14 protein-coding genes are annotated in these 14,415 nt (G+C 73.2%); 3 read left to right on the forward strand and 11 right to left on the reverse strand.

Annotation, left to right across the window (positions count from 1 at the left end; genetic code table 11):
* Positions 1 to 47 precede the first annotated feature (47 nt).
* From alr to GA0070617_RS25400, 3 genes are all read right to left on the reverse strand, one after another.
* Complete coding sequence (gene alr, locus GA0070617_RS25390) at positions 48 to 1,166, reverse strand: alanine racemase (RefSeq protein ID WP_091443829.1); 1,119 nt, start codon at positions 1,164 to 1,166, stop codon at positions 48 to 50.
* A gap of 102 nt (positions 1,167 to 1,268) precedes the next feature.
* Positions 1,269 to 2,738 (reverse strand): NAD(P)H-hydrate dehydratase, encoded by a 1,470-nt coding sequence (locus tag GA0070617_RS25395; RefSeq protein ID WP_091443834.1) that lies wholly within the window; start codon positions 2,736 to 2,738, stop codon positions 1,269 to 1,271.
* 103 nt (positions 2,739 to 2,841) lie between these two features.
* A complete protein-coding gene (locus tag GA0070617_RS25400; protein WP_091447337.1) occupies positions 2,842 to 3,210 on the reverse strand; it encodes a holo-ACP synthase in 369 nt (122 codons plus the stop codon).
* 259 nt (positions 3,211 to 3,469) lie between these two features.
* Here GA0070617_RS25400 and GA0070617_RS25405 point away from each other — a divergent pair, with 259 nt between their 5' ends.
* Together GA0070617_RS25405 and GA0070617_RS25410 are read left to right on the forward strand one after the other, a co-directional pair.
* The gene (locus GA0070617_RS25405) at positions 3,470 to 3,766 is read left to right on the forward strand and encodes a type VII secretion target (protein ID WP_091443843.1); all 297 of its coding nucleotides are present in this window, start codon (positions 3,470 to 3,472) and stop codon (positions 3,764 to 3,766) included.
* Complete coding sequence (locus tag GA0070617_RS25410) at positions 3,763 to 5,349, forward strand: alpha/beta hydrolase (protein WP_091443847.1); 1,587 nt, start codon at positions 3,763 to 3,765, stop codon at positions 5,347 to 5,349. Before GA0070617_RS25405 ends, GA0070617_RS25410 begins: the two co-directional genes overlap by 4 nt.
* Before the next feature lie 29 nt (positions 5,350 to 5,378).
* Here GA0070617_RS25410 and glmS read toward each other — a convergent pair whose 3' ends face one another.
* Complete coding sequence (gene glmS, locus GA0070617_RS25415; RefSeq protein ID WP_091443853.1) at positions 5,379 to 7,289, reverse strand: glutamine--fructose-6-phosphate transaminase (isomerizing); 1,911 nt, start codon at positions 7,287 to 7,289, stop codon at positions 5,379 to 5,381.
* Between the two features lie 174 nt (positions 7,290 to 7,463).
* On the opposite strand from glmS, the gene GA0070617_RS25420 reads away from it, so the two are divergent.
* Positions 7,464 to 8,648, forward strand: a complete 1,185-nt coding sequence (locus tag GA0070617_RS25420) for a pyridoxal phosphate-dependent aminotransferase (RefSeq protein ID WP_091443857.1) — start codon at positions 7,464 to 7,466, stop codon at positions 8,646 to 8,648.
* Between the two features lie 119 nt (positions 8,649 to 8,767).
* Here the strand turns inward: GA0070617_RS25420 and glmM are convergent, their stop codons facing one another.
* The 7 genes from glmM to GA0070617_RS25455 all read right to left on the reverse strand — a co-directional run bounded on the left by glmM (position 8,768) and on the right by GA0070617_RS25455 (position 14,248).
* Positions 8,768 to 10,120 (reverse strand): phosphoglucosamine mutase, encoded by a 1,353-nt coding sequence (gene glmM, locus GA0070617_RS25425; protein WP_091443860.1) that lies wholly within the window; start codon positions 10,118 to 10,120, stop codon positions 8,768 to 8,770.
* A 116-nt stretch (positions 10,121 to 10,236) separates the two neighbouring features.
* Entirely contained in the window at positions 10,237 to 10,701 is a 465-nt protein-coding gene (gene rpsI, locus GA0070617_RS25430) for a 30S ribosomal protein S9 (RefSeq protein WP_091443866.1), read from the reverse strand.
* Positions 10,702 to 10,721: 20 nt separating this feature from the next.
* Positions 10,722 to 11,165, reverse strand: coding sequence for a 50S ribosomal protein L13 (gene rplM, locus GA0070617_RS25435; protein ID WP_091443870.1), 444 nt, complete (start codon positions 11,163 to 11,165; stop codon positions 10,722 to 10,724).
* A gap of 190 nt (positions 11,166 to 11,355) precedes the next feature.
* Complete coding sequence (locus tag GA0070617_RS25440; protein ID WP_091443874.1) at positions 11,356 to 12,732, reverse strand: MFS transporter; 1,377 nt, start codon at positions 12,730 to 12,732, stop codon at positions 11,356 to 11,358.
* A gap of 176 nt (positions 12,733 to 12,908) precedes the next feature.
* A complete protein-coding gene (locus GA0070617_RS25445; RefSeq protein ID WP_091443878.1) occupies positions 12,909 to 13,202 on the reverse strand; it encodes a type II toxin-antitoxin system PemK/MazF family toxin in 294 nt (97 codons plus the stop codon).
* A gap of 10 nt (positions 13,203 to 13,212) precedes the next feature.
* Positions 13,213 to 13,470, reverse strand: coding sequence for a DUF6364 family protein (locus GA0070617_RS25450; RefSeq protein ID WP_091443881.1), 258 nt, complete (start codon positions 13,468 to 13,470; stop codon positions 13,213 to 13,215).
* An 82-nt stretch (positions 13,471 to 13,552) separates the two neighbouring features.
* On the reverse strand, positions 13,553 to 14,248 hold the full coding sequence (locus GA0070617_RS25455) for a class I SAM-dependent methyltransferase (RefSeq protein WP_091443885.1): 696 nt from the start codon (positions 14,246 to 14,248) through the stop codon (positions 13,553 to 13,555).
* Positions 14,249 to 14,415 lie beyond the last annotated feature (167 nt).

The following is a 14,415-nucleotide window of genomic DNA, read 5'->3' on the forward strand; positions in this document are numbered from 1 at the left end:
CTTCCCCGCCGCGCTGCGTGGGCGGGGCAGGCGCAGGCGTGGCGTGCTCACGGTCGTTGCCCGTCGTAGCCGCGCGGCACCCGGACCCCGCCGAACCGGGTCACGATCTCGTAGTTGATAGTGCCGACCGCCTCGGCCCAGTCGTCGGCGGTGGGCTCGCCGTCGGCTCCGCTGCCGAAGAGGGTCACCACGTCACCGGCGGCCACCGGGTCGTCGCCGCAGTCGAGGACGAACTGGTCCATGCAGACCCGCCCGGCGATGGTCCGCCGCCGACCGCCGAGCTGCACCGGGCCGACGTTGGAGGCGTGCCGGGGCACCCCGTCGGCGTAGCCGAGCGGCACCACGGCCAGGTTCGTCTCCCGCTCGGTCAGGTAGGTGTGCCCGTAGGAGACCCCCGTCTCGGCGGGCACCCGCTTGGTGAGCATGACCCGGGCCCGGGCGGTCATCGCCGGACGCAGTCCGAAGCGCTCACCGGCCACCGGCGACAGCCCGTAGACGGCGATCCCCGGCCGGACCAGGTCGAAGTGGGTGTCCGGGCGGGTCAGGGTGGCCGCCGAGTTGGCCAGGTGCCGGTAGCGGGGGCGCAGCCCGGCCCGCTCGACCATGGCCAGCCCCTCGTGGAAGACCGCGAGCTGCCGGTCGGTCGTCGGGTGGCCGGGCAGGTCGGCGTAGACGAAGTGGCTCCACACCCCGACCACCTCGACCAGGCCGTCGGCCTGCGCCTTGGCGGCGGCGTCGAGCAGCTCCGGCCAGTCGGCGGTGGTCGCCCCGCCCCGGGACAACCCGGTGTCGATCTTGAGGTGCAGCCGGGCCGGCCGCTCCGCCCGACGGCTCGCCTCGATCATCTCGTCGAGCTGCGCCAGGCTGGCCGCGCCCAGGTCGACCCCGGCGGCCACCCCCTCGTGCAGCGGCAAACCCGGGGCGAGCAGCCAGGCCAGCACCGGCACGTCGAGGCCGGCCCGGCGCAGCGTCAGCGCCTCGTCGAGGGTGCACACCCCCAGCCAGTCCGCCCCGGCGTCGAGCGCGGCGCGGGCGGCCGGGATCATCCCGTGGCCGTACCCGTCGCCCTTGACCACCGCCATCAGCTCGGCGCTGGTACCCGCCCGGAGCTGGGCCACGTTGTCACGGATCGCGTCGAGGTCGACGCGTACCTCGGCCTGCCACATGCCCCCACCTTACGTCCAGCATGATCCCCCAGCCCGCCGGTAAGGAAGGGCCCCCTGTTATCGCTTTCGGTATAGGAAGGGTCCCCTGCAAACAACCACGGGTCAGCCGAGCCCGGCCAGCACCGGGCGCAGCGCCGCCGCCACGTCGGGCGCGGTCACCGGCCCACCCCGGGCCGCGGCACGACCGGCCAGCCCGTGCAGGTACGCCGCCGTCGCCGCGGCCCGGTCCGCCGGCACCCCGGCGGCGAGCAGCGACCCGAGCAGTCCGGCCAGCACGTCACCGGTCCCCCCGGTGGCCAGCGCCGGGCTGCCGGTCGGGTTCACGTACGCCCGGCCGTCCGGCATGCCGATCACCGTACGATCGCCCTTGAGCAGGACCACGGCGTTCATCCAGGCGGCCAGCCGCAGCGTGGCGGCGACCCGGTCGGCGCCCGGTTCCTCGCCGCAGAGCCGGGCGTACTCCCGGTCGTGCGGGGTGACCACGATCGGCGCGTCCCGGCTGCGCAGCTGGTCGGCCATGCCGCCGTCCACCAGCAGGGTGAGCGCGTCGGCGTCGAGCACCACCGGCACCGGCGCGGCCAGCACCGCACGCAGTTCGGCGGCGGCCTCCGCGCCGGTGCCCAAGCCCGAGCCGCAGACCCAGGCCTGCACCCGCCCGGCATCGGCTACCCGCTCGGTGGCGATCACCGACGGGTGCTGGTGGACCACCTCGGCCCGCGCGCTCCCGGCGTACCGGACCAGGCCGGTCGGGCCGGCCAGGGCCCCGCCGACCGAGAGCACCGCCGCACCCGGGTACGTCGCCGAGCCGGTCGCCACCCCCACCACGCCCCGGGTGTACTTCTCGCTCGCCGGGCCCAGCGCCGGCCACCAGTCGCGTACGTCCGTGCCCTCGACCACCTGCAGGGCCGGGGTACCGCGCAGGAACGGCCCGAGCCCGATGTCGACCAGTTCCACCTCGCCGGTCAGCGCGGCGGCCGGCCCGACCACCAGCGCCGGTTTCCACGCGCCGAACGCCACGGTCACGTCGGCGCGGATCGCGTTCGGCCGGCCGGCGGCGGTCAGCGGCACGTCACCGGTGTCCACCGCGACCCCGCTGGGCACGTCCACCGCGACCACGGTCGCCCGGTCACCGTCGCGGCCCAGGTGCCGGGGGAGGCTGGCGGCCAGTTGCTCGGCGGGCTCCCGCAACCCGCCGGTGCCGCCGATGCCCACGATGCCGTCGAGCACCAGGTCGACAGTTGCCGGTGGGCGGTCCACCACCCGGCCACCGGCCAGGCGCAGCGCGGTCAGCCCCTCCGCGTGCGCCCGGGCGGGGTCGAGCAGCAGCGCCGAGACCGCCGCTCCCCGCCGAGCCAGCTGCGCCCCGGCGAACAGGGCGTCACCGCCGTTGTCACCGGAGCCGACCAGCAGCAACACCCGACCGCCGTACACCCCGCCCCGGTCGGCCAGCAGCAGCGCGCAGCGGCGGGCCAGGCCGGTCGCCGCCCGGCGCATCAGGGTGCCCGCCGGCAGGGTGGCCATCAGCTGTGCCTCGGCCGCCCGTACGTCGGCCACCCGCCACACCGGTCTCATGCCTGTGCTCCCGTCCGGTCCAGAATCGTGCGGTCCGCCGGTCAGCGTTCCGCTACCACCGCCGTCCCTCGGTCAGCGTTCCGCTACCACCGCGGTCCCTCGGTCAGCGTTCCGCGACCACCATCGCCGAGGCGATCCCGCCGTCGTGGGACAACGACAGATGCCAGCGGTTCACTCCCCGCTCGCTGGCGGCCGACGCCACCGTGCCGGAGACCGTCAGCCAGGGCCGTCCGTCGGGATCCGGCACGATCTCGCAGTCGTGCCAGCTCAGCCCGGCCGGCGCGCCGAGGGCCTTGGCCACCGCCTCCTTCGCCGCGAACCGGGCGGCCAGCGACTCCGGTGAGCGTGGGTTGCCCGAGGCGGTGTACCGCTCGCCCTCGGTGAAGAGCCGGTCGGCCAGCAGCGGGGTCCGGGCCAACGCACGGGCGAACCGGTCCACCAGAACCACGTCGATACCGACAGCCACGATCACCCAACCCACCCTACCGGCGGCAAAGCGCCGCAGATTACCCACCGGGTTCGCCGGAGGCAAGACCTGTGGAAAACCTCGCGGTACGACCACCGCCGGTTGTCCACAGGCGGTACCGCCGCTCCGGCGTACCGCCTAGCGTCATCGGTCGGGACGAAACAAAACGAGTCGATCCGACACAGAGCGATTCGAGCTGACGACCGGGCGAGGGTGCCGGAAGCCGGAGCGGTCGGGTCGACGCCGGGAGCGAGGAGTCGGTCAGATGGGCGAGGAGCCGTTCGAGGTGCACCCGGGCCTGCTGCGTGAGGTGGCGGGTGGGCTCACCGACCAGGCCCACCGGCTGGCGTACGGGCTGGCCGGGGCCCCGGGGTTGGTCGTGCCGGCACCCCGGTGGTCGGCCGCGGCGGCCCTGGCCGAGCTGGAGTGGGCGGTGCACCGCTGGTGTGGCGGGGTCGGTGCCCGGTTGGCCGAGAGTGCCGGGGCGCTCGGCACCGCCGCCGACGGTTACCAGGCGGTGGACGACCGGGCCGCCGGTCGCCTGACCCGGTTCTCCCGGTGAACTCCTACGCCCGGCTCTGGGCGGCCGACCCCGAGGGCTGGCGGGGCGCCGGCGCCGCCTGGGGTGGGCTCACCGGCCGGTTCGACAGGTGGGGCGGTGAGCTGGCCACCGGTGCCGGTCGGTTGCGCGGCGGCTGGTCCGGTGATGCGGCGCGGGCTGCCGACGGACGACTCACCGGGTTGCGCGTCGAGCTGACCTCGGTCGTTCCCGCCCTGGTCGAGGCCGACCAGGTGCTCGCCGAGCTCGCCGGGCGGTTGCGCGCGGCCAAGGCCCGGCTGGCCGCCGCGGTCGAAGCGGCCGATCGCGGCGGGTTACGGATCGACAGGCACGGTCGGGTGTCGGCCGCCCCGTTCGGAGCCCTGCCAACAGCCCAGGTCGGGCCGGCGGTGGCGCAGGTGTCGCAGGCGGTGGGTGCCGCGTTGGCCATCGCCGATGCGGCCGACCGGGAGGCGACCCGGCGACTGGTCGAGCTGGCCGGTGCGGCCGGGTCGGGATGGAGCGCCGAGCCGCCGCCCTGGCGGCCGGGCCCGGACGCCGAGCCGGCCCTGGTCCGCCGGTGGTGGGCCGGGCTCACCCCGGCCCAGCGTCGCTGGCTGGTCCGGCACGAGCCCGGCCGGGTCGGCGCGCTGGACGGGGTGCCGGTGGCCGACCGGGACCAGGCGAACCGGCTGCTCCTCGCTGACCGGCGCGCGGAGCTGCTGGCCGAGCGGGGGCGGCTGCTGACCCGGTTCCCGCGTGGGCCGGCCGAGGTGGCCGGGTTACGCCGGGTGGCGGCGGCACTTACCGGGTTGAGCGCCCTGACCGACCGGTTGTCCGCCCGGGAGACCCCCCGGGCGTACCTGCTGGGTCTGCGCACGGGCGGGGAGGGGCGGGCGATCGTCGCGCTGGGCAACCCGGACCGCGCCGAGCACGTGCTCACCTACGTGCCGGGCATGACGGCGGGGCTGGCCGACGCCACCGGTGAGCTGGGGCGGGCGGGCCGGGTGCAGGCCCGGTGCGCCGCGCTCGCCCCCGGCGCCGAGACCGCCGCGGTGCTCTGGCTCGACTACGACGCGCCCGACTTCCTGCACGAGGCGTTCCGGGCCACCCAGGCCCGGGACGCCGGGCCGGCCCTGCACCGGTTCCAGGACGGGCTGCGGGCCACCCACGAGGGGCCGCCGGCCCGGCAGACCGTGCTCGGGCACAGCTACGGGTCGACGGTGGTCGGCACCACCGCCCGGGACCACGGGCTCGCCACCGACGCCCTGGTCTTCGTCGGCTCGCCCGGGGTCGGCGTGCAGCACGCCGGTGAGCTGCGGGTGCCCGCCGGGCAGGTGTGGTCGAGCACCGCGCCGGACGACCCCATCCGGCTGGTCCGCCCGCCGGACGACCTGCTCCGGCGGGCGGCGTCGGCGGTGCCCCCGTTCGGCCCGGTGGGCGGCCTGGTCGACCGGCCCGACGGCGGGCTGTGGTTCGGCCGTGACCCGAGCGACCCGGGGTTCGGCGGGCGGACGTTCGGCAGCGACCGGTCCGGTCACACCGGTTACTGGGAGGCCGACAACCCGGCGCTGGACGGCATGGCCCGGGTCGTGCTCGGCCGCTGACCTGGCCCCGCGTCGACGGACGCGCCGCCCTACTCCACGGTCACCGACTTGGCCAGGTTGCGCGGCTGGTCCACGTCGTGGCCCCGGGCGGCGGCGATCTCGGCGGCGAGCACCTGCAACGGCACCGTGGTCATCAACGGCGCCAGCAGCGTCGGGGTGCGCGGCACGTAGATCAGGTGGTCGGCGTAGCGCCGGACGGCCTCGTCGCCCTCCTCGGCGATCACGATGGTCCGCGCACCGCGGGCGCGTACCTCCTGGATGTTGGAGACGACCTTGTCGTGCAGCATGCCCCGGCCGACCGGCGACGGCACGATGCAGATCACCGGGGTACCCGCGTCGATCAGGGCGATCGGGCCGTGCTTCAGCTCACCGGCGGCGAACCCCTCGGCGTGCATGTAGGCCAGTTCCTTGAGCTTGAGCGCGCCCTCCAGGGCCACCGGGTAGCCGACGTGCCGGCCGATGAAGAGCACCGTCGGCTCGGACTTGATCTCCCGGGCCAGTTCGCGTACCGGCTCGATGCGGGCCAGCAGCTCGCGCAGCTTGTCGGGCATCCGGTGCAGCTGCTCCACCACGGCCGCGACCTCGTCGGCGAACTTGATCCCGCGTACCTGGGCCAGGTGCAGGCCGATCAGGTAGCAGGCGACCAGCTGGGTGAGGAACGCCTTGGTGGAGGCGACCGCGATCTCCGGCCCGCCGTGGGTGTAGAGCACGGCGTCGGACTCGCGCGGAATGGTGGAGCCGTTGGTGTTGCAGATCGCCAACACCCGGGCCTTCTGCTCCTTGGCGTGGCGCAGCGCCATCAGGGTGTCCATGGTCTCGCCGGACTGGGAGATCACCACGATCAGGGTGGACCGGTCGAGCACCGGGTCGCGGTAGCGGAACTCGCTGGCCAGCTCCACCTCGCAGGGGATCCGGGTCCAGTGCTCGATGGCGTACTTGGCGACCATGCCCGAGTGGTACGCGGTGCCGCAGGCGACGATGAAGACCTTGTCGACGTCGCGCAGGTCCTGGTCGCTGAGGCGTACCTCGTCGAGCATGATCTCACCGGTGTCGGTGAGCCGGCCGAGCAGCGTGTCCGCGATGGCCTGGGGCTGCTCCTCGATCTCCTTGAGCATGAACCAGTCGTAGCCGCCCTTCTCGGCGGCGGAGGCGTCCCAGTCGATGTGGAAGTCCTTGCCGCTGGCGGGGCGGCCGGTGAAGTCGGTGATCTCGATGGTGTCCCCGGTGATCAGCACGATCTGGTCCTGGCCCAGCTCGACCGCCTCACGGGTGTGCTCGATGAAGGCGGCCACGTCGCTGGCGAGGTAGTTCTCCCCGTCACCCCGGCCGACCACCAGCGGCGAGTTACGTCGCGCGCCGACCACCGCGCCGGGCACGGCGGCGTCCACGGCCAGCAGGGTGAAGGCCCCCTCCAGCCGCTGGCAGACCGCGCGCATCGCGGCGACGAGCAGCTGCGGGCCGTCCGGCTCGCCGGCCGCGCGCAGCTCGGCCAGGACGGCGGAGAGCAGGTGGGCGGCGCACTCGGAGTCGGTGTCGCTGGTGAACTGGACGCCGTCGGCCTCCAGCTCGCCGCGGAGCTTGGCGAAGTTCTCGATGATGCCGTTGTGGATGACCGCCACCCGGTTGTCGGGGGCGAGGTGCGGGTGGGCGTTGCGGTCGGTGGGGCCGCCGTGGGTGGCCCAGCGGGTGTGCCCGATGCCGGTGTTCCCGTCGGCGATGCCGACCGTGCCGGCCGCGCAGGAGCTGGGGTCGGTGGCCCGCTCGGCGAGGACCTTCTCGAGGTTGGCCAGCTTGCCGGCCTTCTTCTCGGTCAGCAGCTCGTCGTCGCAGACGATGGCCACCCCGGCCGAGTCGTAGCCGCGGTACTCCAGCCGCCGCAGCCCGTCGAGCACGATCCCCAGCGCCGGCCGACTGCCGGCATAACCCACGATTCCACACATGACCCGCAGCCTAACCCAGTTTCGCTCATGGCAACTGTTCGAAAGCCGGCCAAACGAACAGCGAAATTGAGTGATTGGGAGCACCCCGTGGCCCGCCCGGACAAACGTCCGAGCTCGTACGCCGCCGGTCGCGACGGGTGTACGGGTCCGGGGAGGGGTCGTACCCTGACGGGCGTGACGACGACCGCGAACGATCCACTGGTGGCCCGGATGCGGCCGTTCGGGACGACCATCTTCGCCGAGATGTCCGCTTTGGCCGCCCGCACCGGCGCGGTCAACCTCGGGCAGGGCTTCCCGGACACCGACGGCCCGTCGGAGATGCTCGCCGCCGCCGCCGAGGCGCTGCGCGGCGGCCAGAACCAGTACCCGCCAGGTCCGGGCATCCCGGCGTTGCGCGCGGCGGTGGCCGGGCACCAGCGTCGGTTCTGGGGCCTGGAGTACGACCCGGACGGCGAGATCGTGGTGACCGCCGGGGCCACCGAGGCGATCGCGGCAGCCATCCTCGCCCTCTGCGAGCCCGGTGACGAGGTGGTCTGCTTCGAGCCGTACTACGACTCGTACGCCGCCTCGGTCGCCCTGGCCGGTGCGGTCCGGCGGCCGGTCACCCTGCGTCCCGGCGACGACGGTCGGTACGGCTTCGACCCGGCGGCGTTGCGCGCCGCGTTCGGCAGGCGCACCCGGCTGGTGCTGCTGAACTCCCCGCACAACCCGACCGGCAAGGTCTTCACCCCGACCGAGTTGGCGCTGATCGCCGAGTTGTGCCAGGAACACGACGCGTACGCCGTCACCGACGAGGTGTACGAGCACCTGGTCTTCACCGACGCCGACCACCCGCACGTGCCGCTGGCCACCCTGCCCGGCATGCGCGAGCGGACCCTGCGAATCTCCTCGGCCGGTAAGACCTTCTCCTGCACCGGCTGGAAGATCGGCTGGGCCAGCGGACCGGCGGCACTGGTCTCGGCGCTGCTGCGGGTCAAGCAGTTCCTCACCTTCGTCAACGCCGCACCGTTGCAACCGGCGGTGGCGGTGGCGTTGGCCCTGCCCGACGCCTACTACACCGGTTTCCGGGACGACCTCCAGCAGCGTCGGGACCAGTTGACCGCCGGCCTCACCGGGGCCGGGTTCGAGGTGCTCACCCCGGAGGGGACGTACTTCGTCACGGCCGACATCGCCGGGCTGGGCGGCCGGGACGGCATCGAGTTCTGCCTGTCGCTGCCGGAGCGCTGCGGCGTGGTCGCGGTGCCCACCCAGGTCTTCTACGACGATGTCGAGGCGGGTCGACGGCTGGTCCGGTTCGCCTTCTGCAAGCGCCCGGAGGTGCTGGCCGAGGCCGTCACCCGGCTACACCGCCTCACCTGACCCAGCCACCCGCACCGGTCACCACCTGCGCCTGCGCCCGGCCGCCAGGTGAGGCGGCCGGGCGCAGGTGGTGAGAAGGGTGCCCCGCTATACCGAAAGCGTTAACAGGGGGCCCTTCCTTACACGGGGCTGGCGGTGCGGACGTGGGTGGCGATGCGCTCGGCGACGGTACGGGCGGTCTCCTCGGTGGCCGCCTCGACCATCACCCGGACCAACGGCTCGGTGCCGGAGGGGCGCAGCAGCACCCGGCCGGTCTCGCCCAGCTCAGCCTCGGCGCGGGCCACCTCGGCCCGTACGGTCGGGTCGGCGGCGCCGACGGTGCGGTCGGAGACCGGCACGTTGATCAGCACCTGGGGCAGCTTGGTCAGGACGGCGGCCAGCTCGGCGAGGGTCCGGCCGGTGGCGGCCATCCGGGCCATCAGGTGCAGCCCGGTCAGCACGCCGTCGCCGGTGGTGGCGTGCGCCGGCATCACGATGTGTCCGCTCTGCTCACCACCGAGGGCCAGGCCGGAGGCGCGCAGCTCCTCCAGGACGTACCGGTCGCCGACCTTGGTCTCGACCAGCCGGATGCCCTCGGCGGACATCGCCAGGCGCAGGCCGAGGTTGCTCATCACCGTGGCCACCAGGGTGTCCTCGGTGAGGGTGCCGGCCTCCCGCATGGCCAGGGCGAGGATCGCCATCAGCTCGTCGCCGTCGACCTCGACGCCGTCGGCGGTGACCGCGACGCACCGGTCGGCGTCGCCGTCGTGGGCGATGCCGAGGTGCGCGCCGTGCTCGACGACGGCCGCGCGCAGCGCGTCGAGGTGGTTGGAGCCGCAGTCGTCGTTGATGTTGAGGCCGTCCGGTTCGGCGTGGATGGCCACCACCTCGGCGCCGGCCTCGCGGTACACCACCGGGGCGACCTCGGAAGCCGCGCCGTTGGCGCAGTCGACCACTACCTTCAGCCCGTCGAGCCGGTGGGCCAGGGTGCCGACCACGTGCTGGACGTAGTGGTCGGCGCCGTCGAGCAGGTCGTGCACCCGTCCCACCCCGGCGCCGGTCGGCCGGTCCCAGGCGCTGGTGGCGTTGGCCGCCACGGCCGCCTCGATCTGGGCCTCGATCTCGTCGGGCAGCTTGTGCCCGCCGGCGGCGAAGAGCTTGATGCCGTTGTCAGGCATCGGGTTGTGCGAGGCCGACAGCATCACGCCCAGGTCGGCCTTGGCCTCGGCGGTGAGGAAGGCCACCGCCGGGGTGGGCAGCACGCCGACCCGGACCACGTTGGCCCCCGCGCTGGTCAGCCCGGCCACCACGGCGGCCTCCAGCATCTCGCCGCTGGCCCGGGTGTCCCGGCCGACCACGGCCAGCGGTGGGTGGCTGCGGTCGGACTCGGCGAGTGTGTGGGCGGCGGCGACCGCCACCGCGAGCGCCAACTCGGGCGTGAGATCCACGTTCGCCCGTCCCCGTACGCCGTCCGTGCCGAACAACCGCCCCATACCCGCCAACCTCCGATGAAACCGCCAATATATGGACAAACGAAACGGCCGGTCCACCTCCCGATGGTAGGGGGGTGAACCGGCCGCTCGTCAGAAGAACAACGCGCTGCTGATGATCAGCGCTTCGAGTACTGCGGGGCCTTGCGGGCCTTCTTGAGACCGTACTTCTTGCTTTCCTTGACCCGGGCGTCCCGGGTGAGGAAGCCGGCCTTCTTCAGCGCCGGGCGGTCGTCGGGCTCGTTGACGATCAGCGCCCGGGCGATGGCCAGCCGGAGCGCACCGGCCTGGCCGGTGGTGCCGCCGCCACGCAGGTTGGCGATGACGTCGAACGCCTCGGGCTTCTCGGCGGTGACCAGCGGGTCCTTGATCAGCTGCTGGTGCACCTTGCTCGGGAAGTAGGCCTCAAGCTCCCGGCCGTTGCAGGTGATCTTGCCGGTGCCGGGGACGATCCGTACCCGGACGATGGCCTCCTTGCGGCGGCCGACGGTCTGGATCGGGCGGTCACCACGCGGCGCGCGGGCGACGGGCGCGGGCGCCTCGGTGGCCTCGGGGGCGACCTCGGTCTCGGTGATGTCGGTCATGCTGTTTCCTTCGCCCTCGCTCACTGCGCGATCTGCTTGATCTCGAACGGCACCGGCTGCTGCGCGCCGTGCGGGTGCTCGGCACCGGCGTAGACCTTCAGCTTCTTGATCAGCTTACGGCCCAGCTTGTTGTGCGGGAGCATCCCCTTGACGGCGAGCTCGATGGCCCGGTCGGGACGCTTGGTCAGCAGCTCGTCGTAACCGACCTGCTTGAGGCCACCGGGGTAACCGGAGTGCCGGTAGGCGATCTTCTGCTGGCGCTTGTTGCCGGTCAGCGCAACCTTGCCCGCGTTCACGATGACGACGAAGTCGCCCGTGTCGACGTGCGGCGCGAAAGTCGGCTTGTGCTTACCGCGCAGCAGCGTGGCGGTGTGGGTGGCCAGGCGGCCCAGCACGACATCAGAGGCGTCGATGATGTGCCACTGACGCTCGATCTCACCCGGCTTCGGGCTGTACGTACGCACAGGTCTACCTTGTCTCGTCGTCGGTCTGGGGTCGCGCGCCGAGGTGGACCAGCGCGCACGAACGACCAAGCGTACCTGAAACGGCACGCCACTGGATGTCGTACAACAGCAGGCAACGATACCCGGCGCCCGGTCGGCAGGTCAAAACGGGTCCACCCTTACCCGCCGAGGGGGTGCTGTGAGAGGAGTCTCACACCCCGGCGAGTCGGGTCCGGCCGGGCCGCAGGTACACCACCCAGGTGAGCACGACGCAGAACCCGTACCAGCCGATGAAGGCCAGGTAGGCGGCGTCGGCGTTGCCCGAGGTCAGGAAGGACTGCCGGAAGGCCACGTTGACCAGCACCCCGCCGGACGCGCCGACCGCACCGGCGATGCCGATCAACGATCCGGTCATCCGCCGGGCCCACCGCTCGGCCGCCGCCGGGTCCCGCCCGTGCTCATCGGCGGCCCGGGCCCGGAAGATCGCCGGGATCATCTTGTACGTCGAGCCGTTGCCGACCCCGGAGAGCACGAAGAGGGCCAGGAAGCCCACCAGGTAGAGCCCGAAGGACCGGTCCCGGGCGGCGTACAGCACCAGCGCGGCACCGGCCGCCATCGCGACGAAGTTCCAGAAGGTGACCAGCGCGCCACCGAGCCGGTCGGCCAGCTGACCGCCGAGCGGCCGGACCAGCGAGCCGATCAGCGGTCCCAGGAAGGTCAGCCAGGCGGCGTCGACCGGGGTGGGGAACCGCTCGGCGAACTGGAGCTGGAGCACCTGACCGAAGGCGAAACCGAAACCGATGAACGAGCCGAAGGTGCCGATGTAGAGCAGCGACATCACCCAGGTGTGCCGGTCGGCGGCGGCGGCCCGCAGCGCGCCGGGCGCGTTGCGCGCCGCCGGGATGTTGTCCAGCCAGCGGGCCGAGGCCAGCGCGGCCAGCACGATCAGCGGCAGGTAGACCGCCGGCACCAACCGGGGGTACGCCGCGCCGGCGGTGGCCAGCACCGCCAGCCCGACCAGCTGCACCGCCGGTACGCCGAGGTTGCCGCCGCCGGCGTTGAGCCCGAGCGCCCGCCCCTTGAGCCGGTCCGGGAAGAACAGGTTGATGTTCGCCATCGAGGAGGCGAAGTTGCCCCCGCCGACCCCGGTGAGGCAGGCCAGCACCATCAGGGTGGAGTAGGAGACCCCGGGCTCCAGCAGCACCGTCATCGGCACGGTCGGCACCAGCAGCAGCAACGCGCTGACGATGGTCCAGTTCCGCCCGCCGAACCGGGCGACCGCCAGGGTGTACGGCAGCCGCAGCACCGCGCCCAGCGCGGCCGGTACGGCGGTGAGCAGGAACTTGCCGGCCGGGTCGATGCCGTACTCCGGGCCGAGGAAGAGCACGGTCACCGACCACAGGCTCCACACGGAGAACCCGACGTGCTCGGCGAAGATCGACACCCACAGGTTGCGGCGGGCGACGGGTGCCCCGGTGGTACGCCAGAAGGTCGGGTCCTCGGGTCGCCAGTCGTCGATCCGGTGCCGGCGACCGGTTCCCGGTGCCTCGGCGTCGGCTGCTGTCGGGGTGGGGGCGAGGGTGCTCACGATGGCTCCTCCTCATCGATGTGACCAGGACGAACGCTAGGGAGAGCGAATTTCCGCCCGGTGCCCGTCGCGGGTCGGCCCGGCTACGGAGAACGCACCGCCGCGCCGGGCCGGTGGTGAGGACGCAACGACGACGGTGCGGACCTCGGCGGCCCTGCCGCAGGCGGCAGCGGGGCTCAGAGCTGCTGCAGGATCCGCAGCGCCCGGCCGACGCGCTGCATCGTATCGGCGTCGGCCACTCCGACACAGGCGGTGAACCACTTCTTCATCGGCGAGGAGAGCCGGTCGGGCATGACCACCTGCTCGCCCATCCGCACCGCCAGCGGCGAGTCCCGTAGCAGCGCCTCGTCGACCACCTCGGCCACGATGACGATCGGCACATCGGTGGCGTTGTAGACGTCGGAGCTGACGACCAGGCCGTACCGCTCCCGGGCCCCTTCGATCCGCCAGACCTCGCCCCTGCGCAACACCTACGCCCCGTTACGCGGCACGGGGGTGGCCGCCGAAGAGCGCGTCGTCGACCAGTTGCACCTCGCGGGCGTCGGCGAGCGCGGCGGACTCCAGGTCGAGACCGGCCCGCCCCACGGCGGCGGCGTGCGCGGTGAAGACCTCACGCAGCGCCTTCTCCCGGGCGGCCAGGTCCATCCAGGCCGACAGCGACAGCCCTTCCCGCTTGGCGAACCGGCGCGCCTGCTCGATCGTCTCGTCCGAGAACGACAACGTCACCTTGGCGGTCATGCCGCTGAGGGTACCCAGCGGTACGACCGTCAGTCATCCACCACCGGGTCAGCGGCGGCGGCCGGTCAGTGGCGGCGGCCGGTCAGTGGCGGTGGCCGCCGAAGACGGCGAAGCGCCACTGCTTGAAGAAGCAGTCCACGTCGACCAGGCCCGCCGCTTCGAGCCAGGCGCACTGCGCGGCCACGGTCGCCGGCCGGTCGTGGCGCATCCGTCGGCGGGCGGCGGCGATCTCCTCGGCGTCGGAGCCGAGTTCGGTGATCCGGGCCGTCCAGACCTCGTCGTAGCGTCGGTCCAGCGCCGGGGTCGGGCCGGCGACCTGCTCGGCGTTGACGAACACACCGCCGGGGGCCAGCGCCTGCCCGGCCCGCCGGTACAGCTCCCGCTTGGCGTCGTCGTCGAGGTGGTGGATGGCCAGCGCGGAGACCACCGCGTCGTACCGGCCGGCGGGCAGCGGGTCGGTCAGGTCGGCGGCCACCACGCGGTGCGCCACGCCCCGGGCGGTGAGCTGCCCGGTGGCCACCGCGAGCATGCCGGGCGCGGCGTCGACCAGGGTCGTCCGCACGCCCGGCACCGCCGCGGTCAGCAGCAGCGAGAGCAGGCCGGTGCCCGCGCCCAGGTCCAACACCTCGGGGGTACGCCCCTCGGCCAGCGCCGCCCGCAGCGGCGGTGCGGCCACCTCGACGGCGGCGCCGTAGAAGTCGTCGAAGCAGGGCACGAGGCGACGCCTGGCCGCGTCGTAACTGCCCGCCACGGCGTCGAACGCATCCGCGACACTCATCGATCCGTCACCCACCCCAGCTCGATCTTCTCATCAAATGAGACGATTTTCCCACATTGTAAACCAGGCGAACCGGCCTGTTTCCCACGTGCGGTGTGAGCCGCTCTTGACAGGACCGAAACAAGGCAGACCCGGACCGGAAACCGCCCACCGGCACGCTTTGCGGA

Source organism: Micromonospora yangpuensis (genome assembly GCF_900091615.1).
Lineage (GTDB): Bacteria > Actinomycetota > Actinomycetes > Mycobacteriales > Micromonosporaceae > Micromonospora > Micromonospora yangpuensis.